A 20,506-nucleotide genomic window follows, 5' to 3' on the forward strand; every position below is an offset into this window, starting at 1 on the left:
GTTTTCGGCGTTGCTCAGCTGCTGCGCATCGCCGCTCTGCAGCGCTTGTGAGAGTGCCGGGTTGCGTGCCGCTGCGATGGTATCGGCGCTGAGCTGCTTGAGCGCCTGCTGCAGGCTGGCTGCCTGGCTCTCGCCCCAGGCGCGGGTCAGCTGTTGCTGCTGCACCTGCTGGGCCGGGCTGACCGCGGTGAACCATAGCAGCGCACCGGCCAATACTGCGCCGAGGGTGGCGGCCAGGGCGCCGGGCAACAGGTCGGCAGTGGCCTTGGGTTTCGACTGGGCGTTACCTTGCGAATCGCCGGAGCGTTCTTCCTTGGGCGCGCGTTTGAAGCCTTTCATCAGACGTCTCCTGGCGATTGGGTCTGCTTCAGTGGCTGCCGGAGTGGCCGAAACCACCGGTGCCGCGCTCGCTGTCGTCGAAGTCCTCGACGACCTCGAAGCGCGCTTGCACGACGGGCACCAGTACCAACTGAGCGATGCGTTCGCCAATCGCCATCTTGAAGGCGCTGTTGCCGCGGTTCCAGCACGACACCATCAGTTCGCCCTGGTAGTCGGAGTCGATCAGGCCGACCAGGTTGCCGAGCACGATGCCGTGTTTGTGGCCCAGGCCCGAACGCGGCAGGATCAGCGCCGCCAGACCAGGGTCGGCAACGTGGATCGCCAGACCCGTGGGGATCAATACGGTCTGCCCTGGTTCCAGGGTCAGGTCTTCCTTGAGCATGGCACGCAGATCGAGGCCTGCCGAACCCGGCGTGGCATAGGCCGGCATTGGGAAGTCGTTACCGAGGCGTGGGTCGAGAATCTTGGCTTGTAGGGCGTGCATGGGGCGATCAGGTTTTCCGTGCTGATGAATGTCAGGGTTTGCGCTGGTGCGCAGCGATGAAGCTCACCAGTTGCCGGGCGATCTTGCCCTTGCTGGTCTGCGCGAAGCTGCTCTGGTGGAGCTCGCGATCGATGATGGTGATCGCGTTGTCTTCACTGTTGAAACCGATGCTGGGGTTGGCCACGTCGTTGGCGACGATCAGATCGAGGTTCTTGTCCTTGAGTTTGCGCGAGGCGTACTCCAGCAGATTCTCGGTCTCGGCGGCGAAGCCGACGCTGAAGGGGCGGTCGTCACGGTGTGCCAGAGTGGCGAGAATGTCCGGGTTGCGGACCATCTGCAACAGCAGGCCGTCACCGCTGTTCGGGTCTTTCTTCAATTTGTGCTGAGCGACAACTTCCGGGCGGTAGTCGGCGACCGCGGCCGCTGCGATGAGGATATCGCAGGGCATCGCCGCTTCGCAGGCGGCGAGCATGTCACGGGCGCTGACCACGTCGATGCGGTTGACCCGATCCGGTGTCGCGAGGTGCACCGGACCGCTGATCAGCGTGACCTTGGCACCGGCCTCCACGGCGGCCTCGGCGAGGGCGAAGCCCATCTTGCCGGAGCTGTGGTTGGTGATGTAGCGCACCGGGTCGATGTTTTCCTGGGTCGGGCCGGCAGTGATCAGCACGTGCTTGCCGGTCAGAGCGAGGTGTTCGAAGCAGTCGGCGGCGAGATGCGCCAGGTCATCGGCTTCGAGCATGCGCCCCAGGCCCACGTCGCCACAGGCCTGGCTGCCGGATGCCGGCCCGAACAGGCGCAGGCCGCGCGCGCGCAGCAAGGCGCTATTGGCCTGGGTGGCCGGGTCGCGCCACATGGCCTGATTCATCGCCGGCGCCAAGGCTACCGGGGCGTCGGTGGCGAGCACCAGTGTCGTCAGCAGGTCGTCGGCCACGCCCTGTGCCAGGCGCGCCATGAGGTCGGCGGTCGCTGGAGCGATCAGCACCAGATCGGCCCAGCGCGCCAGTTCGATATGGCCCATGGCGGCTTCTGCAGCCGGATCGAGCAGGTCCTGATGCACCGGGTGACCGGATAGCGCCTGCAGGGTCAGCGGGGTGATGAACTCGCGACCACCCTGGGTCATGACCACGCGCACTTCGGCGCCCTGGTCCTTGAGTCGGCGTACCAGCTCGGCGCTCTTGTACGCCGCGATGCCGCCACCCACGCCAAGGATGATGCGTTTGCGATACAGCCGCTGCATAACTCTGCCTTTGTCGTATGGAGTTACAGACGCAGGATGCCGGCGCCTCCCCAGCCCCGGCACCCCGCGAAAAACCGGGCTACGATAGCACAGCGGCAGCAGGGGAGCAGTGGCGTGCCGGGCGAGGATTTCGCCAGCGGCAGGTGATGCCGATTCGAATGGACAGGGAGTGTCTCGATGAGTATTCGTGAGTGGCCCGCGGCAGAGCGCCCGCGGGAGAAGTTGCTGGCCCAGGGGGCGGCCAGCCTGACCGACGCCGAGTTGCTGGCGATCTTCCTGCGCACCGGCGTGGCGGGGCAGAGTGCGGTGGATCTGGCGCGGCACCTGCTCGCCGATTTCGGCAGCCTGCGGGCGTTGTTGCAGGCTGACCTGGCGTCCTTCAGTCAACGCCTCGGGCTCGGGCCTGCCAAGTTCGCGCAGCTGCAGGCGGTGCTGGAAATGGCCCGCCGGCATCTGGCCGAGCAGCTCCGGCGTGATTCGGCGCTGGAAAGCCCCCAGGCGGTGCGGGATTACCTCAAGGCACTGTTGCGCCACGAGCCCCACGAGGTGTTTGGCTGCCTGTTTCTCGATGCCAAGCATCGCGTGCTGGCGTTCGAGGCGCTGTTCCAGGGCTCCATCGACAGTGCCAGCGTTTACCCGCGGCAGGTGGTCAAGCGCGCGCTGGCGCACAATGCCGCGGCGCTGATCCTCACGCACAATCACCCGTCCGGCGTCGCGGAGCCGAGTCAGGCCGACAAGGTGCTGACCCAGCGATTGAAGGAGGCGCTCGCCCTGGTCGAAGTGCGCATCCTCGACCATTTCATCGTGGGCGATGGCGAGCCGTTGTCGATGGCCGAGCACGGCTGGATGTAGCCGGCGCGGCCGTCGCCGCTCAGCGGGCGCGCAGCAGCTCACCTGCCTCGAGCAGAACCAGTTCGTTGTCATCAGCCTGGTTGGGCTCACGGCTGCTGGAGAACGGCAGGTTGTTGTCGTTGCCGACGACGATGTGCGTGTCATCGACGATGTCGACGTTCTCGATGGTGAAGAACGGAAAGGTCAGCACGCCGTCGTTCAAGGGCTTGCGGGCGATGCCCTTGGGGTCCTGAATCGCGAGCAGGTCGATATGGCCGACCTTGCGCACGGGCTGGCCGACGTTGCCGTCGTCGAACGCCACCTTGTAGACGCGCTTGAAGCGGGCGATGTCGGAGAAGCAGGTGCTGCCTTTTTCACCGGCAGGGCAGGCCTTGTCGGCGGTACCTTCGCCATTGTCGCGCTCGATGATCAGCCCGCTGGCGGCATCGATCATGTTGAAGTCGCCGATGGCGTGGCCGGGCTGCTCCAGGGCGTACAGCCAGTGGCGCCCGGTCCAGGCCTCGCGCTGCACATCGAACTCGACCATGCGCAACACGTTCTTGCCATCCTGCTGCTCGGCGCCGTTGCTGGCGGCATCCCACAGGGGGCCTTCGAGCAGGGCGTAGAGTTTGCTGCCGTCGCTCGAGGCTGCCATGCCCTCCAGGCCCTTGGAGCGCCGTACCTCGACATTCATCGGCTCGGCAGGCCAGCCAGGCAATTTGACCGCGGGGTTGTCTGGCGAGCGCAGCGGTTTGCCCGCTACCTCCACGTCGAAGACCTTCTGCACCCGGCCCTGCAAATCGGCCTTGATCACATAGGGGCCGAACTCGTCACCGATCCAGATTGCATCACCCACGAACTGAAAACTCTCGGGGTCGAAATCGGCGCCCGACAGGTAGCGCGCTTTCGAGCCTTCATGAACGATGCGAAACGGTACCTTCTTGTCCGGGTCGCTGAGAAATACCGTTGCCAGGCGCTTGAATTCGCCTGACTGGAAGTCGACGTCGTAGTGGTTGAGGTAGAGCATCGCGTCGGCCGAATTGGCCTTGGTGCCGAAACCGTTGTCGGTCAGTACCCAGAAGCTGCCGTCAGGCATGTGCTTGATACCGGAATGGCCCTGCAGCGGCTGACCCTGAAAAGGCAGCGACATGCCGGTGGGGCGATTGGCCGACATCCCCTCCACGCTGCCGATTTTCTCGCTGCGCTGGCCATTGGAGAATTTGCCGCTGACCGCGAAATCGGCCGGTGCATCAGCCGGCGGGGTCACGAAACTGGCCGCCGGCAGCACGGCGTGGCCGGCCAGTATCGCCGGGTAGGCGGTATCCGTGTCCTGCCCGTGGCAGAGGAGTGGGACGCAGCAGAGTGTGGTGGCGAGCAGTTTGCAATCGAAGCGCATGGCCGAGCGATCCCCGTCTGTAGAGAACGGACAGGGTGGGGCAGGCGTGTGTCATGACTGTGACAACTGCCTGCGACCTGCCCAGTGCCAGAGCGGGCAGGCAGCAGGCAATGCATGGGGTGTCAGGGCTTCACGCTGACCTTGGAGAAATCCTGGCGGCCGAACGGGCTGACGCTGTAGCCCTCGACATCCTTGCGGATGAGGGCGTAGGCCGTCGGATGTGCCAGGGGCAGCCACAGCGCCTGCTGCTGGATGATCGCCTGAGCATCTTTATATAGCGCGGCGCGTTTTGCCTGATCGCTGATGGCCTTGCCGTCGGCGATCAGCTTGTCGAGCTTGGCGTCGCAGTAACGGGCGAAGTTCAGGCCGGACTCCACCGACGCGCAGGAAAACTGCGGGGTCAGGAAGTTGTCCGGATCACCGTTGTCACCGGCCCAGCCCATGAACAGCAGATCGTGCTCGCCGGCCTTGGCGCGACGAATCAGTTCGCCCCACTCGATCACGCGGATTTGCGCCTTGATACCGACCTCGGCCAGGTCGGCCTGCAGCAGTTGCGCGCCCAGGCTGGGGTTGGGGTTGAGCACGCTGCCCGATGGCCGCGTCCAGATGGTGGTGCTGAAGCCGTCGGCCAGCCCGGCTTCTTTCAGCAGTTCGCGGGCTCTCTGCGGGTCATGGGCATAGCCCGGCAGATCGCTGGCGTAGCCCCAGGTGTTCGGTGGGTAAGGGCCGTTGGCGGGTTCCGCGCTGTTTTCGAATACCGCCTTCAGGTAGCTGGTCTTGTCGAAGGCCAGGTTGATGGCCTGGCGCACGGCAGGCTTGTCCAGTGGCGGGTGCTGGCTGTTGATGCCGACGAAGGCGGTCATGAAGGCCGCGGTTTTCACGCTGCCGAGGTTGGCGTCCTTGGTGGCGGCTTCGACGTCCAGCGGCTTGGGCGACAGGGCGATATGGCATTCGCCACGGCGCAGCTTCTGCAGGCGCACGTTGGCATCCGGGGTGATGGCAAAGACCAGTGCGTCGACATTCGGTTTGCCGGCGAAGTAATCCGCGTTGGCGACATAACGGACGGCGGCGTCCTTTTGGAAGCGCCTGAACACGAAAGGCCCGGTGCCGATGGGCTGGCTGTTGAGCTTCTCGGGGGTTTCGGCCTTGAACAACTGGTCCGCGTATTCGGCCGAGTAGATGGAGGCGAAGCCCATGCTCAGCGTGGCGAGGAAGGTCGCGTCCGGTTTGTTGAGGGTAATACGCACCTGGTGGGCGTCGACCTTCTCGACCGCCTTGACCAGCTCCGGCCACTGCATGGATTGGGCGTGGGGATAGCCGCTGGTGGCTACCTTGTGCCAGGGCTGGGTGGGATCGAGCATGCGCTGGAAACTGAACAGCACGTCGTCGGCTTCCAATGGACGGCTGGGCTTGAAGTAGTCGGTGCGGTGGAACTGCACGTCGTTGCGCAGGGTGAAGGTGTAGACGAGGCCGTCCTGGGAAACCTCCCATTTGCTGGCCAGGCTCGGTACCAGCTTGCCGCTGGCGGCATCGAAATCGACCAGGCGGTTCATCAGCACGTCGGCCGACGCGTTGGTGGTGGTCAGGGAGTTGTACTGCACCACGTCGAACCCGTCCGGGCTGGCTTCGGTACAGACGCTGAGCGTAGCGGCCTGGGCGAACAGCGGGGCGATGAGCAGCGGCAAAAGGGCGAGACGCATGGGGAACTCCTGAGCGGGGCGGCGCGCATCCGGCGGGCCGTCGAATGGAAAACGCTGACTGGGGTGGGTCGCGTTGACGCGTGAACAGACACTAAGCGATAAGTCGGAGGGGAACAACGTATCGTCGCGACGAATGGTCATTGCCGGGCGAGCCCGCATCGCCGGGCCGGCGCACGGCGAGCCGCGTATTTAAAGTGTGGTCGTGCTTGTTGCTGTGGGGGCTTTCTGGTATAAAGCAGCGCTCTTTTCTAGGGGCCCGGTTGCTTGATTGCGATCTATCGCCGGTAAGACCCTGAAGAAACGCGGCGCCCAGCGCCGAAAAACAGAGATTAAGCGGCCAACCCATGCCGGGTTGGGCATGTGGTTTTAGAGGGCTGAGGTATGTCGAGAGTCTGTCAAGTTACCGGTAAGGGTCCGGTAACCGGGAATAACATTTCCCACGCCAACAACAAAACCCGTCGTCGTTTCCTGCCGAACCTGCAGCATCACCGCTTCTGGGTCGAGTCTGAGAACCGTTTCGTTCGTCTGCGTCTTACCGCTAAAGGTATGCGCATCATCGACAAACGTGGTATTGACGTAGTCCTGGCCGAGCTTCGTGCTCGTGGCGAAAAGGTTTAAGGAGCTATCATGCGCGAACTGATCCGTTTGGTGTCCAGTGCCGGTACCGGCCACTTCTACACCACCGACAAGAACAAACGCACCACCCCCGACAAGCTCGAAATCAAGAAATTCGACCCTGTCGCACGCAAGCACGTGAACTACAAGGAAGCCAAGATCAAGTAATTGATCGGCGACCCTGTTGTTGAAAAAGCCCGCCTCATGGCGGGCTTTTTCATGCCCGTGATTTGCCTGCCAGGCGGTCAGGGGGCGGGCTGCAAGGTCAGCGTGCTGCGGGTATTGGCGACGACGTCCTCGTCGCTCAGGTGCTGTGGTACGTAGGCGCCATCGATGAAGCGCTGCGCCTGGTCGCTGTAGTGGCGATCGAAGGGCACGCCGCTCTGGCCGAGCGGGTTGATGCCCAGGCTGTGGCTGGCATCGGCCATATCGATCAGGCGCCGCGTGGAGGGGCCGTGGCCTACCTGCCAGGGCGCGCTGGCGATGCGGTGCGACAGGTTGTTCGGCGTTTCATGGCCACCGGGCGCAGCCAACGGACCGATGTTGAGTAGCGCGTCCAGTGGCCATTGCACGCCGAGCGGATGCTGATGGGTGAGCGTGTGTGCCGGCCCCCAGTGCCATTGCCCGGGATTCTCGCCAAGGGTCGCTCGCAGGTGCTGCAGGGTCGCGCGCCAGGCATCGGCCACTGCGTCGGCGCGGCTGCGGGATCGGCCGTCGGCACGTGCCCACCAGGGCGATTGCGGGTCGGCGGTGAGGCGCGGCAACGCACTGTCGATCATGCGCGTCGACAGCAATCGCTCGAAGGAGGCCTGGCCCAGCCTCTCGGCCATGGCCAAGCGGCTCAGCTCGAAGATGAACTGGTTGAACAGGGTGGCGGCCACTGAATCCAGCGGATGATCGCCCTTCCAGGTGGCCAGGGTTTCGACCAGTTCCCGTTCGGGCTCGTCCGCTGCCGCTGCGCGCAAGTCGTCGAGGATCGGCGCCAGCAGCCGCGGGCCGTAATCGGTGCCGGTCTCCAGTTGCAGGGCCTGGCTGTTGTGCAGATCCCAGCGTATAGCCGGGTCGGCCAGGTGCCGATTCAGGCGCTGGCCGCGTTCCGGCGGGTTGTAGTAGCCGGGAATCTCCAGGCCACTGGCCGACAGCGGCTGGAAATTGGCTGAAACGATATACCCGCGCGCCGGGTTCTCCTCCTGAGGATTGGCGCTGAAGGGCTGGAAGCCGGGTTTGTCCGCCGCGTCGCTGCCGCCGTCGAGAATGAACGCCGGATTCACCCCGGCAGGTCGTTCAGGCAGTTTCGCCGCGGCCCACCAGGCGATGTCACCGCTGGCGTTGGCCCAGACCAGGTTGAGGCCTGGAGCGTGTATGCGCTCTGCAGCGGCGCGGCCCTTTTCGAGGGTGTCGGCGCGGTTCAGGCGGTAGAAGGCGTCGAGCAGCGGGTTCTCGGTTTCCAGAAAGGCCCACCACATGGCGATCGGTGTCGTGCCATCGGCATCGCCCAGGGCATCGTTGATGATCGGGCCGTGAGGGGAGCGGCGCAACGCCAGGGTTACCGGCTCGGCATCCTTGACCTGAATGGTCTCCTGGCGACGCTGCAGAGCGACCCAGCGGCCCTGGTACCAGACCTGCTCGGGATCGTCCGGGTTGACCCGTTCGGCGATCAGGTCCATGTCGTCGTTCTGGAACATGGTCAGGCTCCAGGCGAAGTCGCGGTTGTGGCCGAGAAACGCCACCGGGGTCGCCGGCTGGTGATGGCCGTACAGCTCGAAGCCCGGGTACTTGAGGTGCGCCTCGTACCACACCGACGGTGCGGAGAAGCGAATATGCGGGTCGCCGGCCAGCAGGGGCTTGCCACTGGCGGTGCGGGAACCCGATACCGCCCAGGCATTGCTGCCCTCGAACTGTGGCAGGCCGTTGTCGATCAGGGCCTGCTGGCTGAGCTGGGCAAGGCGGTCGAGCGCCTGCCAGTCGCTCTTCCCGAGGGAGGCGTCGAGCACGCCTTCGGGGTGCCAGTCGATATCGAAGATTTTCATGTAGTCGCTGCCGAGCTCGTCGCGAATGTGGGTCAGCAGCGGTTCGCTGCGCAGCGCTGCGGCGAAGCTGTAGGCCAGGTAACCGGCGATGGACAGGGTGTCGGCGGCCGTGAAAGGGCGCTTCTCGATACCCAGCAGGTCGAACTCCAGGGGCGCCGGGCGGCTGTCCTGATACTGGTTGATGCCATCGAGATAGGCGGCGAGTGCCTTGGCGTGGGGGCTGTCGGCATCCAGTCGGGCGGCCTGCTGGTCGGCCCTCGCACGGATTTCCAGGCTGCGGAACAGGCGGTCGGTGGGCAACAGTTTGGCGCCGAGAATTTCTGCCAGTTCACCGCGCGCCAGGCGGCGTAGCATCTCCATCTGGAACAGGCGATCCTGGGCCTGCACGAAGCCCAGGGCGCGGTACAGGTCGGCCTCGTTCTGCGCTTCGATATGCGGCACGCCGCGCTCGTCATAGCGCACCTCGACGGGCGCGCTCAAACCCTGCAGAGTCAGTTGGCCCTCACGCAGTGGCTGCTTGCCGTGCAGGTACCAGGCTCCTGCGCCAGTCACTGCCAGCATGAGTGCAGCCAGGGTGATAAATAGGCGTTTCATGCTCACATCCTTGTTCCGGGGGCGCCCATGCTGCGAGCAATCGGCGCCGGCCGCAACCAGGGTCTATTGACGTTTCAACGCGAGCCGCGTTGCCGCGAGAAATTTCGCCAGGAGAGGCAGAGTACACAGGGAATGGACTAGCCGTCCGCGCCTTGCCTTTTCAGGTCCTCCAGCGACGCACGGAGAAACTCCCCGCGCAACCCGCAGGGCCGGTCCCGCTTTGCCGCGATGCTGCGTTTCTCGCCGACTCATTTGGCCAGCCAAACTTCGCGGCTCGTGCCTTGCCTATCGGTAAAACCGACGCCGGCGCGGCTGTGCGTGAAACGTCAACAGACCCTAAGGCGTCGCGCGGTTCTGGCTGACGTGAAACTGGTCGCAAAGGCCATTGAGGTGCTCGGCCAGCGAGGCCAGGCGCTGGCTGTCACCAGCCACCTCGCCCGCGTCACGTGCAGTGTCTCCGGCGACCTGACGAACCTGTTCGATCAGGCGTGCCACTTCGGCGGTAGCCGCCAACTGCTCGCGCGTGGAAACGCCGATAGCCTGAATGGCCTCGATGGAGCGGTGCACGTTGTCCAGCAGGGTCACGGTGCGCTGGGTATGGCCAACGCAGCGGGCCACGCCAGCATGACTTTCGGCCATCGCATTCACCGCGTTGGTCGAGCCCTGCTGCAGGCGGGCGATCATGCCCTGAATCTCGCCGGTGGCCTGCTGGGTACGTTGTGCGAGCTGTCGTACCTCATCGGCCACTACCGCGAAGCCGCGGCCCTGCTCGCCAGCGCGGGCGGCTTCGATGGCGGCGTTGAGAGCCAGCAGGTTGGTCTGCTCGGCCACCGAGCGAATCACCTCCAGTACCTTGTCGATGGCTCTGGCTTCGTCGGCCAGTTCCTGCACCACGCTGCTGCTGCCGTCGATCTGCCGGGCCAGGCTCTGGATCTCGCTCTGCGTATCGGTGATCGCCGAGGCGCCCGCTGCGGCATCGCGATCGGCCAGGCGTGCGGTTTGCGCCGCCTGTTCAGCGCTGTTGGAGACCTCGCCCACGGCCAGGGTCATCTGCTCGATGGCACCACCCATCTGCGCAGTGGCGTTGAGCAGATCCTCGGCGCACTTGTTCAGCTCGAGGGTGGACTGGCTGAGGTGCTGGCTGGTACTGCGCAGTTCATCGCCTGCGCCGACGACCCGGCTGACCAGGTTGTCGAGCAGTGCCAGAAAGCGATTGAAGCGTTGCGCCAGGCGGTCGCTGGAGGTGCTGCGGTACGCCAGGTCGACAGGTTCGCCATCGCGCAGCAGGTGCGCGGAGGTGCGTTGCAGGTCTTCGCCTGCCGCCGCTTCACGGGCGCTGTGGCGAGCCAGCACGAGCAGGATGATGGTCTCGGCGATCACATAGGCGGCGTGGATGAACACCACGGGCCAGCCAGCGCCGGCTTGCAGGAGGAACACGCCGCTGCCGTTCTGCTGCAGGGCGAAGAAGCTCAGGTGATGCACGGCGATGGTGCCGGCAGCCAGCAGTATTGGCAGCCAGTCGCGGTAATAGACCAGGAACGCCAGCAGGACGAATACGCTGAAATGCATCTCGACCATGCCATGACTCTGCTGGATATGCAGCGCGGCCAGCACCATGAATGCCACCGCGATCAGGCAGCGATAGGGCCGGGTGCCGCCGATCATGGCGTACAGCGCACTGAGCGCGATGGCCGTACCGCCGCCGATGATCAGTGCCGCCGCCCAGGTCGCGTGCCAGAACGCCAGCCCGAGCGCGTACAGGGTCATCAGCCAGACTACGCAAAGCATCAGGCGGTCGGCCTGGCGATAGAAATTGTTGTGCATGGTGTCCCTTCCAATTGCTGCAGCGCCAAGAAGTTTTGGCAGAACAGTGAAGGAATCGCAAGTTCGATGCCATTCAATGGCCGTTCAGCGCAGTTTTACCCAATCGCAGAAGCAGCCGCTGGCCAGATTGTTGTTCGCAACGACTTTCCGGCCATCGAGCAACGCGTCGAGTACGGGCTCGATGAAGCTGTTGCCGGAGGTGCAGGTAAAACCGCTGCTGTAGGGGCCGAAATAGGCCAGTTCGCCGCGCTGATCCCAGATCGCCACGGCCGGGCTGGCTGGCAGGTTGTCGCTGCCCGTCAACCCATCGAGCGGTTGCAGGGCGCTCAGGCTGGCCGGCAGCTGTCCGTCCGTGCCCGCTTTCTGTACGACGTGGAAGCTCACGCCGCGCGACGAGTAACGCTCCGTGAGCTCGCTGAGGTGTTGCTGATTGCCGACGTTGCAGGGGCATGCCGGATCCCAGAAATGCACCAGGCGGATTTCGCCCGGCCCGGCCAGTGTTGCCGGCAGGCGCAGCTCGCTGCCCGTGAACAGGGCGGTGCGATCACTGAACGGGCGCAGATAACGCGCCTCGAACCACCAGAAGGCGACGACCATGGCGACCAGCCAGGTCACGGTGACCAGGCAGGCGAGCAGGGTGGTGCGTCGGGAACGGGCCATATGACAGCTTCCGTTGGGTGAGGGAGACGGCTTCCAGGTACACCGAGCCTGCAACTGCCGATGCCGGCTTGCCACGGGGCGCTCGGCGGCAGAAGATCGCTACTCTACCCGTTGCCCCGTTGGGGCGACGCTGCTGTGAGTCAAAAGAGTCATGAGCCTGATGTCCGATACCTTTGAGCCCCAATCCCTGGTCGCCAGCCTGCGTCCTCTGGCCAGCGCCGCGCCGCTTTCGCCGGCGGAGCTCGTCTACCGGCAGTTCTACGGCTTCGTGCCGCAGGATGCGGTGCAAACGCGGCTGGGCTGGTTCGCGGTGGACGATTATCGCATCGCCGCCCAGCTGTGGCAGCCCGTTGCGCCGCGCGCGACCCTGTTGCTCCTGCATGGCTATTACGATCACAGCGGCCTGTATCGCCATGTGATTCAGTGGGGCCTGGAGATGGGGTTCGCCGTGCTCGCCGTCGACTTGCCCGGGCATGGGTTGTCCAGTGGGCTGCGCGCCAGCATCAATGATTTCGCCGAGTATCAGGCCGTGCTGCGTGCTGCCCTGCAGCAGGCTGGTGCGCTGGGGCTGCCGGAGCCCTGGCACCTGTGTGGGCAGAGCACCGGTGGTGCGATCCTGATCGACTACCTGCTCAACGACAAGCCGCTGGGTGCCGTGGGTGAAACCATCCTGCTGGCGCCGCTGGTACGGCCGCGGCGCTGGAACTGGTCACAACTCAGCTATCGCCTGCTGCGCCGTTTCGTTCAGGAGATTCCACGGCGCTTCAGCGAAAATTCCAGTGACCTGGAGTTCCTCGATTTCCTGCGCAATCGCGATCCCTTGCAGCCCAAGGTAGTGCCAACTGTCTGGGTCGGGGCGCTGAGCCAGTGGGTGCCGCGCATCGAGCAGGCCCAGCGCAGTGCGCGCAGCCCGCTGATCATTCAGGGCGAGGCGGATATGACAGTGGACTGGCGGCACAATCTCGGCGTGCTGGAGAGCAAGTTCAGTTCGCCGCGGATCTTTCGCCTGCCCGAAGCCCGCCATCACCTGGCCAACGAGGCTGCACCGTTACGGCAGCGCTATTTCGATTATCTGGGCGAGCAACTGAGCTGAGCTCACTGACCTACCGCCAGGCCAGCGCGTACGGCGGCCAATGCAGCCTTGTAGTAAGCCGCGCCGTCATTGGATTGGGCGAACGTGACGAACTCCTCCAGTTCCGGGTCGGATAACGTGCGGTAGACATGCAGCAGGGTGTTGTCGAGGTCTTTGTCGATCTGCGTCATCAGACGCTGGCGCTGGCCGTCGAGCAGGCCTTGAGCCGTGCCACCGCCGAGCAGGCCGGGAATCATCTGGCTCAGGCTGTCGGCAGCGACACCTGCCAGAGCCAGGCTGATTTCCGCCCCCGCCTCGCTGGCCGGCAGGGCCTGCGCCAGGTGGCGAATCAGCAGGCGGCGGGTGGCATCCGCTTCGCTGAGCGGCAGGCCATCGGCGTACTTGGCCAATTGGTCCGGACGCGTGGCGAGCAGCTCCGCTTCGACGATCTTGCGGCCCAACGGCGATTCGAAGAAGCGCAGGGCCGGGGTCGGATCGGCCAGGTTCTCGCGCAAGCTGCGCTCTGCCCGTTCATCCATGGCCTTTGCAGCGAAGCGCTGGTTGCTGTTGCTCACCAGTGCCTGGTACACCGCCGGTGGCAGGCTCTTGCTGTAGCGTGCCTGAGCGGCGCTGAGGGCATCGCTGAAATGCGCACGTTGCTGCGGCCAGCCGGCTTTCTCGTACAGCTCGGCATGAGGCTCGGCCAGAGCGGGAAGGCTCAGGAGCACCAACAATAGACAACACAACGCGCGCATAAGGACTCCTGTCTGGGGCAGCTATTTTCGGCAGCCAGGTGACGCTTGTCGAGGTGTAGTCGACACAGGGTAGAATCTTGTCATGACGACCGACATTTCCGATTCGCTGCTGAGCCGCATCATCGATGACCTTGCCGAATTCGGGTGGTCGTTGCAAACCCAGTTCGCCCCTCAGTCTCTGACGCGGCAATTGGCCGAAGAGTGCCGCCAGCGTATTTCCCAGGGCACCCTGGCGCCTGCCGGCACGGGCCGCGGTAACGCCGTGGCGGTGCGTGAGGGCACCCGTGGCGATCATATCCAGTGGCTCGAGGCCGGGCAGTCTCCGGCCTGTGATGGTTATTTGCAGCTGCTCGACGAACTGCGTGTTGCACTCAATCAGAGCCTCTACCTCGGATTGGTCGACTACGAGAGCCACTTCGCCTTCTACCCGCCTGGGGCTTTCTACCTCAAGCACCTGGATCGCTTTCTCGACGAGGATCGGCGAGCCGTTTCCGCAGTGCTTTATCTCAATGAAGACTGGTTACCGGAGGAGGGCGGCGCGTTGCGGCTGTACTTGGCCGATGGCGAAGTGCGTGATGTCTGGCCTCAGGCCGGCACCCTGGTCGTCTTCCTGTCTGCCGATGTGCCCCACGAAGTGCTGCCCGCCAGCCGTGATCGACTGTCGTTGACCGGCTGGTTCCGCCGTCGCGGTGATAGCCCGCTCTGACGGGTGCCAGAAACGAAGAAGGGAGGCCGAGGCCTCCCTTCTTGATGCGGCTAGGTTCTTAGAACAGAACGCGGCTACGGATGGTGCCGTTGACGTGCTGCAGCTTTTCCAGCGCCAGATCCGAGTACTCGGCGTCGACGTCGATGACCACGTAACCGACCTTCTCGTTGGTCTGCAGGTACTGACCGGAGATGTTGATACCGTTGTCGGCGAACACCTTGTTGATCTCGCTCATCACGCCCGGAACGTTGGCGTGGATGTGCAGCAGACGGTGCTTGCCCGCGTGTGCCGGCAGGGCCACTTCCGGGAAGTTGACCGAGGATACCGAGGTGCCGTTGTCGCTGTACTTGACCAGCTTCTCGGCCACTTCCAGGCCGATGTTCGCCTGGGCTTCGGCGGTGGAGCCACCGATGTGCGGCGTGAGGATCACGCGATCCAGGCCTCGCAGCGGGCTTTCGAACACGTCGTCGTTGGACTTCGGCTCGACCGGGAACACGTCGATGGCGGCGCCGATCAGGTGCTCGTCCTTGATCGCGGCAGCCAGGTGATCGAGCTCGACCACGGTACCGCGGGCGGCGTTGATCAGGATGCCGCCCTTCTTCATGGCACGAATTTCCTTCTCGCCGATCATCCACTGGGTGGACGCCAGCTCGGGCACGTGCAGGGAAACGATGTCGCACTGACCCAGCAGGTCGTGCAGCTTGCCGATCTGCTGCGCATTGCCCAGCGGCAGTTTGGTCACCACGTCGTAGAAGAACACCTGCATACCCAGGGCTTCGGCGAGCACCGACAGCTGGGTGCCGATGGAGCCGTAACCGACGATGCCAAGCTTCTTGCCACGGATTTCGAAGGAGTTGGCCGCCGACTTGATCCAGCCGCCACGGTGGCAGGAGGCGTTCTTCTCGGGAATGCCGCGCAGCAGCAGGATGGCCTGGGCCAGCACCAGCTCGGCGACCGAGCGGGTGTTGGAGTACGGCGCGTTGAACACGGCGATACCGCGCTCGCGGGCGGCGTTCAGGTCGACCTGGTTGGTGCCGATGCAGAAGCAGCCAACGGCGACCAGTTTCTTCGCGCAATCGAAGATCTCTTCGGTCAGCTGGGTGCGCGAGCGGATGCCGATGAAGTGCGCGTCGGCGATCTTGGCCTTCAGTTCCTCGCCGGACAGCGCGGTCTTGAGGTACTCGATGTTGGTGTAACCGGACGCCTTCAGGGTATCCACTGCATTCTGGTGGACGCCTTCGAGAAGAAGGAACTTGATCTTGCTCTTGTCGAGAGAGGTCGTGCTCATCGGAGTACCTGTTGTCCCACTAAATTAAGTGTCAGGAGAAGTATCGGCGCTGGCGCCAATGGGCCTGCAGATCGCGGCAAAGCATGATTTGCGGGGGGCATATGCTAGCATGGCTTCCCTTTTCCTTGCTCGGTTGCGACCTGAACGGTTCTCAGGGCGACCATGAATGTTTCGAGAGTTGAAATGACCGATCACCTGCCGATTGAAGAACTCAAAACCCTGGTCGAGCCCGGTAAGGTGCTGACCGACGCCGCCTCCCTGGAAACCTATGGCAAGGACTGGACCAAGCACTACGCGCCAGCCCCCAGCGCCATCGTCTTCCCCAAGACCATCGAGCAGGTGCAGGCCATCGTGCGTTGGGCCAATGCCCACAAGATCGCCCTGGTGCCTTCGGGTGGCCGTACTGGCCTGTCGGCAGCGGCGGTCGCGGCCAATGGCGAGGTGGTGGTGTCGTTCGACTACATGAATCAGATCCTCGACTTCAACGAGTCCAACCGCACCGTGGTCTGCCAGCCGGGTGTGGTCACCGGCGCGCTGCAGCAGTTCGCCGAGGACAAGGGCCTTTATTACCCGGTGGATTTCGCCTCTGCCGGCTCCAGCCAGATTGGCGGCAACATCGGCACCAATGCCGGTGGCATCAAGGTGATTCGCTACGGGCTGACCCGCAACTGGGTGGCTGGCCTGAAAGTGGTCACCGGTACCGGTGAGCTGCTCGAGCTGAACAAGGACCTGATCAAGAACGCCACCGGCTATGACCTGCGTCAGCTGTTCATCGGCGCCGAAGGCACCCTGGGCTTCGTGGTCGAGGCGACCATGCGTCTGGATCGTGCGCCGCGCAACCTTACCGCCATGGTGCTCGGCACGCCTGATTTCGACTCGATCATGCCGGTGCTGCACGCCTTTCACGGCAAGCTCGACCTCACCGCCTTCGAGTTCTTCTCCGACAAGTGCCTGGACAAGATCCTCGGCCGTGGCGACATTCCGGCACCGTTCGAGAGCCGCACGCCGTTCTACGCCCTGCTGGAATTCGAAGCCGTCAACGAAGACGTGGCCAATGCCGCTCTGGCGACCTTCGAGCATTGTGTCGAACAGGGCTGGGTGCTCGATGGCGTGATGAGCCAGAGCGAGCAGCAACTGCAGAACCTGTGGAAGCTGCGCGAGTACATCTCCGAGACCATCAGCCACTGGACGCCTTACAAGAACGACATCTCGGTGACGGTCAGCCAGGTGCCGGCGTTTCTCGCCGATATCGACACCATCGTTTCCGGCAGCTACCCCGATTTCGAAGTGCTCTGGTACGGCCACATCGGCGACGGCAACCTGCACCTGAACATCCTCAAGCCCGACGCCTTGAGCAAGGAAGACTTCTTCGCCAAGTGCGCGACCGTCAACAAGTGGGTGTTCGAGACCGTCGAGAAGTACAACGGCTCGATCTCCGCCGAGCACGGCGTGGGCATGACCAAGCGTGATTACCTGGAATACAGCCGCTCGCCGGCAGAAATCGCTTACATGCGAGCGGTCAAGGCGGTCTTCGACCCCAACGGCATCATGAACCCAGGCAAGATCTTCAACTGATCCCCGGACCAAGGAGCGACCATGAGCTACCAGCACCAGTATATCGATGGCACCCGTATCCACTTCCCGCTGGGCAAGGTGGTGTGCGTAGGCCGCAATTACGCCGAGCATGCCAAGGAACTCAACAACCCCTTGCCGACCGAGCCGATGCTGTTCATCAAGCCCGGCAGCTGCGTGGTGCCGCTCGAAGGTGGCTTCAGCATTCCGGAAGACCGCGGCTCGGTGCACTACGAAGTGGAAATCGCCGTCCTGATCGGCAAGCCGCTGTCGCGCAAGCCGAGCGAAGAGGAAGTGCTCGACGCCATCTCCGGTTTCGCTCCTGCTCTGGACCTGACCCTGCGCGACGTGCAGAACAAGCTCAAGGACAAGGGGCATCCCTGGGAGCCGGCCAAGGCATTCGACGGTGCCTGTGTACTGGCGCCGTTCGTGCCGGGTGACGCGGTCGAGGACCTGGCTGCCATCGGCATCCGTCTGACCATCAACGGCGAAGTGCGTCAGGACGGCATCAGCGGCGACATGATCTTCGCGATCGTTCCGGTGATTCAGGAAATGGCCGGCCACTTCAACCTGCAGCCCGGCGACGTGATCCTCACCGGTACCCCCGCAGGCGTGGGCCCGCTGCACAAGGGCGATGAACTGGTGCTCGACCTGGTCGGCCACTCCAGCTTCGCCAGCCGGGTCATCTGACACGGCGATCGCTGCAAGGCGGTAGCGGCCGTTCGCCGCTCCACTGTGGGAGCGCGCCATGCGCGCGAAAAATCGCGGGCTTGGCCCGCTCCCACAGATACTGCACCGATGACCACTCTCGCCTCGCAACCATCCCGAATCCACGTCTATTCCAATTAAGCTTCGCTTAAGCCGGCTTTAAGCCTGGCTTCAGCTGGGCGACTTAACCTGACCCCGTCATCTACAGATAGAGGGTCATCCCCATGAAAGCTCCCGTACTCGCACTGCTGCTCGCTCCGCTGTTCTCCACCGCTGCCATGGCTGCCGGTTACACAGGCCCAGGCCAGGTCGCTCAGGTCACGACTGTCGAGCAGGCGCTGAAAGCTGGCGACGACACCCCGGTGGTACTGCAGGGCCAGATCGTCAAGCGTCTGCAGGACGAACTCTATGAGTTCAAGGACGCCACCGGCACCATCCACGTTGAAATCGACGACGAAGACTGGCCGCCGCAAGCCATTTCCGAGAAGGCCACCGTCAAACTGACCGGTGAAGTCGACAAGGATCTGACCAGCCGTGAAATCGACGTCGATATCGTCGAACTGGTGAAATAAGGCGCGCGCTGTTAGCGTCCCACCACTGCACTGAATGGCCGCCTCTCGGAGCATCCGGGGGGCGGCGTTGTCGTTTTTGCTGATGGATAAGTGAATCGCCATGCGCCGTCTGATTTCGATCAAAGGTTTATCCCTGCTGTTGATGCTCGTTCTGCTGGTTGCGCTGGGTATCGCGAGCCAGCAATTTCGCCTGTTCGAGCGGGCCTGGTTCAATGTCAGTCAGCCAGCCGAGGCGCCCTCGCATTCGCTGTGGTTGAGCGACTACAAGGTGGTGATAGAGGCGCAGCGTATCGAAGGACTGGAGGACGACGTCTCGGCGTTGACCTACGATCCGGATCGCCAGAGCCTGTTCACGGTGACCAACCAGCATCCCAAACTGATCGAGCTGTCCCTGGACGGCAAGGTACTGCGGCAGATCGAACTGGTCGGCTTCGGTGATCCCGAAGCGGTGGAATACGTGGCGCCCGGGCGTTTCGTGATCGCCGACGAGCGCACCCAGCGGTTGGTCAAGATCCGCGTCGACGACGACACCACCTCCATCGATGCCGCCGATGGTCAGCAGATGTCCCTGGGCCTGGAGATGGGCAGCAAGAACAAGGGCTTCGAGGGCCTGGCCTACGACCTGGCTGGCAAACGCCTGTTCGTGGCCAAGGAGCGCGACCCGATGCGCATCTACGAGGTGCATGGCTTCCCCAACCTCGACCCGGACACGCCCGATCCTGTGCAGATTCGCGATGACCGCAAGCGCGATGCGGGCATCTTCGTGCGAGACCTCTCCAGCCTGCATTACGACAGCCTCACCGGCCATCTGCTGGCGCTGTCGGATGAGTCACGACTGGTCGTCGAACTGGACGAGGCCGGCAAGCCGATCAGCAGCCTGTCATTGCTGCAGGGCCAGCAGGGCCTCAAGAAGTCGGTGCCGCAGGCGGAGGGCATCACCATGGATGATCATGGCGTGCTCTACCTGACCAGCGAGCCCAATCTCTTCTATGTCTTCAGCAAGGGCGGCAAGACCGACTGAGCCTGCGGCACCGCCCAGGTGGCGACAGCCCTGCCTGCCTCACCGCGCTGGTGAAGTGAGGCGAGGGCTGGTAGTTTCGCCTGTCACTATGGCTGCCCCCGGGATTCTCTCGGGGGCAGCACCGTTTTCCTCGCCGATGGACAAGTGAACCGATATGCGTCGTCTGTTTTCCCTCAAGGCATTGCTGGTGCTGTTCGTACTCATCGTGGCCTCGTTGCTGGCTGTCTGGGGGCAGGAGTTCCGGGTCTTCGAACGGGCCTGGTTCAACGTGCAGCAGCCGGATGAGGCTCCAGCGGATGCGCTATGGCTCGATGGTTATCGGGTAACCCGTGAAGCGCAGGTGATCGAGGGCCTGGACGATGACGTTTCGGCATTGACCTACGATCCACTGCGCAAGAGCCTGTTCACCGTCACCAACCAGAACTCCCGGCTGATCGAGCTTTCCCTGGAAGGCAAGGTGCTGCGCGAGATCGAACTGGTCGGTTTCGGCGATCCTGAGGCCGTGGAGTATGTCGCGCCGGGAGTCTTCGTGGTCGCCGACGAACGCCCCCAGCGTCTGGTGGAGGTGCGCATCGACGACAGCACCACCCGTGTGGACGCTGCCAGTGGTCAGCAGCTTTCCCTGGGCCTGGAGATGGAAGCCAAGAACAAGGGTTTCGAAGGTCTGGCCTACGATCTGGTCGGCAAGCGCCTGTTCGTCGCCAAGGAGCGCGACCCGCTGCGCATCTACGAGGTGCACGGCTTCCCTCACCTCGACCCGAGCACGCCATCGGCGATCCGTGTCATCGATGACCGCGAGCGCGACGAGGGACTTTTCGTACGCGATCTGTCCAGCCTGCAGTACGACGCGCGCACCGGGCATCTGCTGGGCCTTTCCGATGACTCGCGCTTGCTGGTGGAGCTCGATACCAAGGGCGAAGCGGTCAGCAGCCTGTCGCTGATCGGCGGTCAGCAGGGGCTGAAGGCGTCCGTTCCTCAGGCCGAAGGCATCGCCATGGACGAGCAGGGGGTGATCTACATGATCAGCGAGCCCAATCTCTTCTACACCTTCAGCAAAAAGGCCGAGTGACTGCTCACCCGGCCTTTCGGTGTTGCCCGC

General features: G+C 63.7%; 20 protein-coding genes. 11 read left to right on the forward strand and 9 right to left on the reverse strand.

Translation table 11 applies throughout. From position 1 onward, the window contains the following. Positions 1 to 367 precede the first annotated feature (367 nt). Together dut and coaBC are read right to left on the reverse strand one after the other, a co-directional pair. Positions 368 to 823, reverse strand: a complete 456-nt coding sequence (gene dut / locus ACT9T4_RS15915; RefSeq protein WP_042553586.1) for a dUTP diphosphatase — start codon at positions 821 to 823, stop codon at positions 368 to 370. A gap of 31 nt (positions 824 to 854) precedes the next feature. Continuing rightward, complete coding sequence (gene coaBC / locus ACT9T4_RS15920; RefSeq protein ID WP_042553585.1) at positions 855 to 2,063, reverse strand: bifunctional phosphopantothenoylcysteine decarboxylase/phosphopantothenate--cysteine ligase CoaBC; 1,209 nt, start codon at positions 2,061 to 2,063, stop codon at positions 855 to 857. 177 nt (positions 2,064 to 2,240) lie between these two features. On the opposite strand from coaBC, the gene radC reads away from it, so the two are divergent. Next, positions 2,241 to 2,915 (forward strand): RadC family protein, encoded by a 675-nt coding sequence (gene radC / locus ACT9T4_RS15925; protein WP_042553584.1) that lies wholly within the window; start codon positions 2,241 to 2,243, stop codon positions 2,913 to 2,915. A gap of 19 nt (positions 2,916 to 2,934) precedes the next feature. Here radC and ACT9T4_RS15930 read toward each other — a convergent pair whose 3' ends face one another. Both ACT9T4_RS15930 and ACT9T4_RS15935 read right to left on the reverse strand, forming a co-directional pair. Further along, positions 2,935 to 4,290 carry an esterase-like activity of phytase family protein gene (locus ACT9T4_RS15930; RefSeq protein ID WP_499117883.1) on the reverse strand — a complete coding sequence of 452 codons (1,356 nt, stop codon included), beginning with the start codon at positions 4,288 to 4,290 and terminating at the stop codon, positions 2,935 to 2,937. Positions 4,291 to 4,412: 122 nt separating this feature from the next. Next, the gene (locus ACT9T4_RS15935; RefSeq protein ID WP_499117885.1) at positions 4,413 to 5,990 is read right to left on the reverse strand and encodes an ABC transporter substrate-binding protein; all 1,578 of its coding nucleotides are present in this window, start codon (positions 5,988 to 5,990) and stop codon (positions 4,413 to 4,415) included. A 381-nt stretch (positions 5,991 to 6,371) separates the two neighbouring features. Here ACT9T4_RS15935 and rpmB point away from each other — a divergent pair, with 381 nt between their 5' ends. Beyond that, a complete protein-coding gene (gene rpmB / locus ACT9T4_RS15940) occupies positions 6,372 to 6,608 on the forward strand; it encodes a 50S ribosomal protein L28 (protein WP_042553582.1) in 237 nt (78 codons plus the stop codon). 9 nt (positions 6,609 to 6,617) lie between these two features. Further along, positions 6,618 to 6,773: a 50S ribosomal protein L33 gene (gene rpmG, locus ACT9T4_RS15945; protein WP_042553581.1), complete on the forward strand. Its 156-nt coding sequence runs from the start codon at positions 6,618 to 6,620 to the stop codon at positions 6,771 to 6,773. A gap of 77 nt (positions 6,774 to 6,850) precedes the next feature. Here rpmG and ACT9T4_RS15950 read toward each other — a convergent pair whose 3' ends face one another. From ACT9T4_RS15950 to ACT9T4_RS15960, 3 genes are all read right to left on the reverse strand, one after another. Then, positions 6,851 to 9,229, reverse strand: coding sequence for a penicillin acylase family protein (locus tag ACT9T4_RS15950; protein WP_499117888.1), 2,379 nt, complete (start codon positions 9,227 to 9,229; stop codon positions 6,851 to 6,853). A gap of 336 nt (positions 9,230 to 9,565) precedes the next feature. Further along, positions 9,566 to 11,053, reverse strand: coding sequence for a methyl-accepting chemotaxis protein (locus tag ACT9T4_RS15955; RefSeq protein ID WP_499117890.1), 1,488 nt, complete (start codon positions 11,051 to 11,053; stop codon positions 9,566 to 9,568). 84 nt (positions 11,054 to 11,137) lie between these two features. Next, positions 11,138 to 11,713 carry a DUF6436 domain-containing protein gene (locus tag ACT9T4_RS15960; RefSeq protein WP_042553578.1) on the reverse strand — a complete coding sequence of 192 codons (576 nt, stop codon included), beginning with the start codon at positions 11,711 to 11,713 and terminating at the stop codon, positions 11,138 to 11,140. Between the two features lie 160 nt (positions 11,714 to 11,873). Between ACT9T4_RS15960 and bipL the strand changes: the two genes are divergently transcribed. After that, the gene (gene bipL, locus ACT9T4_RS15965) at positions 11,874 to 12,806 is read left to right on the forward strand and encodes a phospholipase BipL (RefSeq protein ID WP_042553652.1); all 933 of its coding nucleotides are present in this window, start codon (positions 11,874 to 11,876) and stop codon (positions 12,804 to 12,806) included. 2 nt (positions 12,807 to 12,808) lie between these two features. Here bipL and ACT9T4_RS15970 read toward each other — a convergent pair whose 3' ends face one another. Beyond that, a complete protein-coding gene (locus ACT9T4_RS15970) occupies positions 12,809 to 13,540 on the reverse strand; it encodes a DUF2059 domain-containing protein (protein WP_179539581.1) in 732 nt (243 codons plus the stop codon). Between the two features lie 82 nt (positions 13,541 to 13,622). On the opposite strand from ACT9T4_RS15970, the gene ACT9T4_RS15975 reads away from it, so the two are divergent. After that, a complete protein-coding gene (locus tag ACT9T4_RS15975; protein ID WP_042553576.1) occupies positions 13,623 to 14,246 on the forward strand; it encodes a 2OG-Fe(II) oxygenase in 624 nt (207 codons plus the stop codon). A gap of 58 nt (positions 14,247 to 14,304) precedes the next feature. Here ACT9T4_RS15975 and serA read toward each other — a convergent pair whose 3' ends face one another. Beyond that, the gene (serA, locus tag ACT9T4_RS15980) at positions 14,305 to 15,534 is read right to left on the reverse strand and encodes a phosphoglycerate dehydrogenase (RefSeq protein WP_042553575.1); all 1,230 of its coding nucleotides are present in this window, start codon (positions 15,532 to 15,534) and stop codon (positions 14,305 to 14,307) included. Between the two features lie 183 nt (positions 15,535 to 15,717). Between serA and ACT9T4_RS15985 the strand changes: the two genes are divergently transcribed. From ACT9T4_RS15985 to ACT9T4_RS16010, 6 genes are all read left to right on the forward strand, one after another. Further along, positions 15,718 to 17,109: a D-2-hydroxyglutarate dehydrogenase gene (locus ACT9T4_RS15985; RefSeq protein ID WP_042553574.1), complete on the forward strand. Its 1,392-nt coding sequence runs from the start codon at positions 15,718 to 15,720 to the stop codon at positions 17,107 to 17,109. Between the two features lie 21 nt (positions 17,110 to 17,130). Then, a complete protein-coding gene (locus ACT9T4_RS15990) occupies positions 17,131 to 17,796 on the forward strand; it encodes a fumarylacetoacetate hydrolase family protein (protein ID WP_042553573.1) in 666 nt (221 codons plus the stop codon). Between the two features lie 242 nt (positions 17,797 to 18,038). Next, positions 18,039 to 18,386, forward strand: coding sequence for a NirD/YgiW/YdeI family stress tolerance protein (locus ACT9T4_RS15995; protein ID WP_042553572.1), 348 nt, complete (start codon positions 18,039 to 18,041; stop codon positions 18,384 to 18,386). A 30-nt stretch (positions 18,387 to 18,416) separates the two neighbouring features. Further along, positions 18,417 to 18,476 (forward strand): H-X9-DG-CTERM domain-containing protein, encoded by a 60-nt coding sequence (locus tag ACT9T4_RS16000; RefSeq protein WP_350310366.1) that lies wholly within the window; start codon positions 18,417 to 18,419, stop codon positions 18,474 to 18,476. A 10-nt stretch (positions 18,477 to 18,486) separates the two neighbouring features. After that, positions 18,487 to 19,407, forward strand: a complete 921-nt coding sequence (locus ACT9T4_RS16005) for an SdiA-regulated domain-containing protein (RefSeq protein ID WP_042553571.1) — start codon at positions 18,487 to 18,489, stop codon at positions 19,405 to 19,407. 154 nt (positions 19,408 to 19,561) lie between these two features. Further along, a complete protein-coding gene (locus ACT9T4_RS16010; RefSeq protein WP_499117895.1) occupies positions 19,562 to 20,476 on the forward strand; it encodes an SdiA-regulated domain-containing protein in 915 nt (304 codons plus the stop codon). Positions 20,477 to 20,506: the final 30 nt, after the last annotated feature.

The organism is Pseudomonas sp. SZ40, assembly GCF_052958135.1.

Excerpts from the sequence above, each read along its gene's own strand:
- dut (WP_042553586.1), bottom strand. The coding sequence starts at position 823 with ATGCACGCCCTACAAGCCAAGATTCTCGACCCACGCCTCGGTAACGAC.
- coaBC (WP_042553585.1), bottom strand. The coding sequence starts at position 2,063 with ATGCAGCGGCTGTATCGCAAACGCATCATCCTTGGCGTGGGTGGCGGC.
- radC (WP_042553584.1), top strand. The coding sequence starts at position 2,241 with ATGAGTATTCGTGAGTGGCCCGCGGCAGAGCGCCCGCGGGAGAAGTTG.
- ACT9T4_RS15930 (WP_499117883.1), bottom strand. The coding sequence starts at position 4,290 with ATGCGCTTCGATTGCAAACTGCTCGCCACCACACTCTGCTGCGTCCCA.
- ACT9T4_RS15935 (WP_499117885.1), bottom strand. The coding sequence starts at position 5,990 with ATGCGTCTCGCCCTTTTGCCGCTGCTCATCGCCCCGCTGTTCGCCCAG.
- rpmB (WP_042553582.1), top strand. The coding sequence starts at position 6,372 with ATGTCGAGAGTCTGTCAAGTTACCGGTAAGGGTCCGGTAACCGGGAAT.
- rpmG (WP_042553581.1), top strand. The coding sequence starts at position 6,618 with ATGCGCGAACTGATCCGTTTGGTGTCCAGTGCCGGTACCGGCCACTTC.
- ACT9T4_RS15950 (WP_499117888.1), bottom strand. The coding sequence starts at position 9,229 with ATGAAACGCCTATTTATCACCCTGGCTGCACTCATGCTGGCAGTGACT.
- ACT9T4_RS15955 (WP_499117890.1), bottom strand. The coding sequence starts at position 11,053 with ATGCACAACAATTTCTATCGCCAGGCCGACCGCCTGATGCTTTGCGTA.
- ACT9T4_RS15960 (WP_042553578.1), bottom strand. The coding sequence starts at position 11,713 with ATGGCCCGTTCCCGACGCACCACCCTGCTCGCCTGCCTGGTCACCGTG.
- bipL (WP_042553652.1), top strand. The coding sequence starts at position 11,874 with ATGTCCGATACCTTTGAGCCCCAATCCCTGGTCGCCAGCCTGCGTCCT.
- ACT9T4_RS15970 (WP_179539581.1), bottom strand. The coding sequence starts at position 13,540 with ATGCGCGCGTTGTGTTGTCTATTGTTGGTGCTCCTGAGCCTTCCCGCT.
- ACT9T4_RS15975 (WP_042553576.1), top strand. The coding sequence starts at position 13,623 with ATGACGACCGACATTTCCGATTCGCTGCTGAGCCGCATCATCGATGAC.
- serA (WP_042553575.1), bottom strand. The coding sequence starts at position 15,534 with ATGAGCACGACCTCTCTCGACAAGAGCAAGATCAAGTTCCTTCTTCTC.
- ACT9T4_RS15985 (WP_042553574.1), top strand. The coding sequence starts at position 15,718 with ATGACCGATCACCTGCCGATTGAAGAACTCAAAACCCTGGTCGAGCCC.
- ACT9T4_RS15990 (WP_042553573.1), top strand. The coding sequence starts at position 17,131 with ATGAGCTACCAGCACCAGTATATCGATGGCACCCGTATCCACTTCCCG.
- ACT9T4_RS15995 (WP_042553572.1), top strand. The coding sequence starts at position 18,039 with ATGAAAGCTCCCGTACTCGCACTGCTGCTCGCTCCGCTGTTCTCCACC.
- ACT9T4_RS16005 (WP_042553571.1), top strand. The coding sequence starts at position 18,487 with ATGCGCCGTCTGATTTCGATCAAAGGTTTATCCCTGCTGTTGATGCTC.
- ACT9T4_RS16010 (WP_499117895.1), top strand. The coding sequence starts at position 19,562 with ATGCGTCGTCTGTTTTCCCTCAAGGCATTGCTGGTGCTGTTCGTACTC.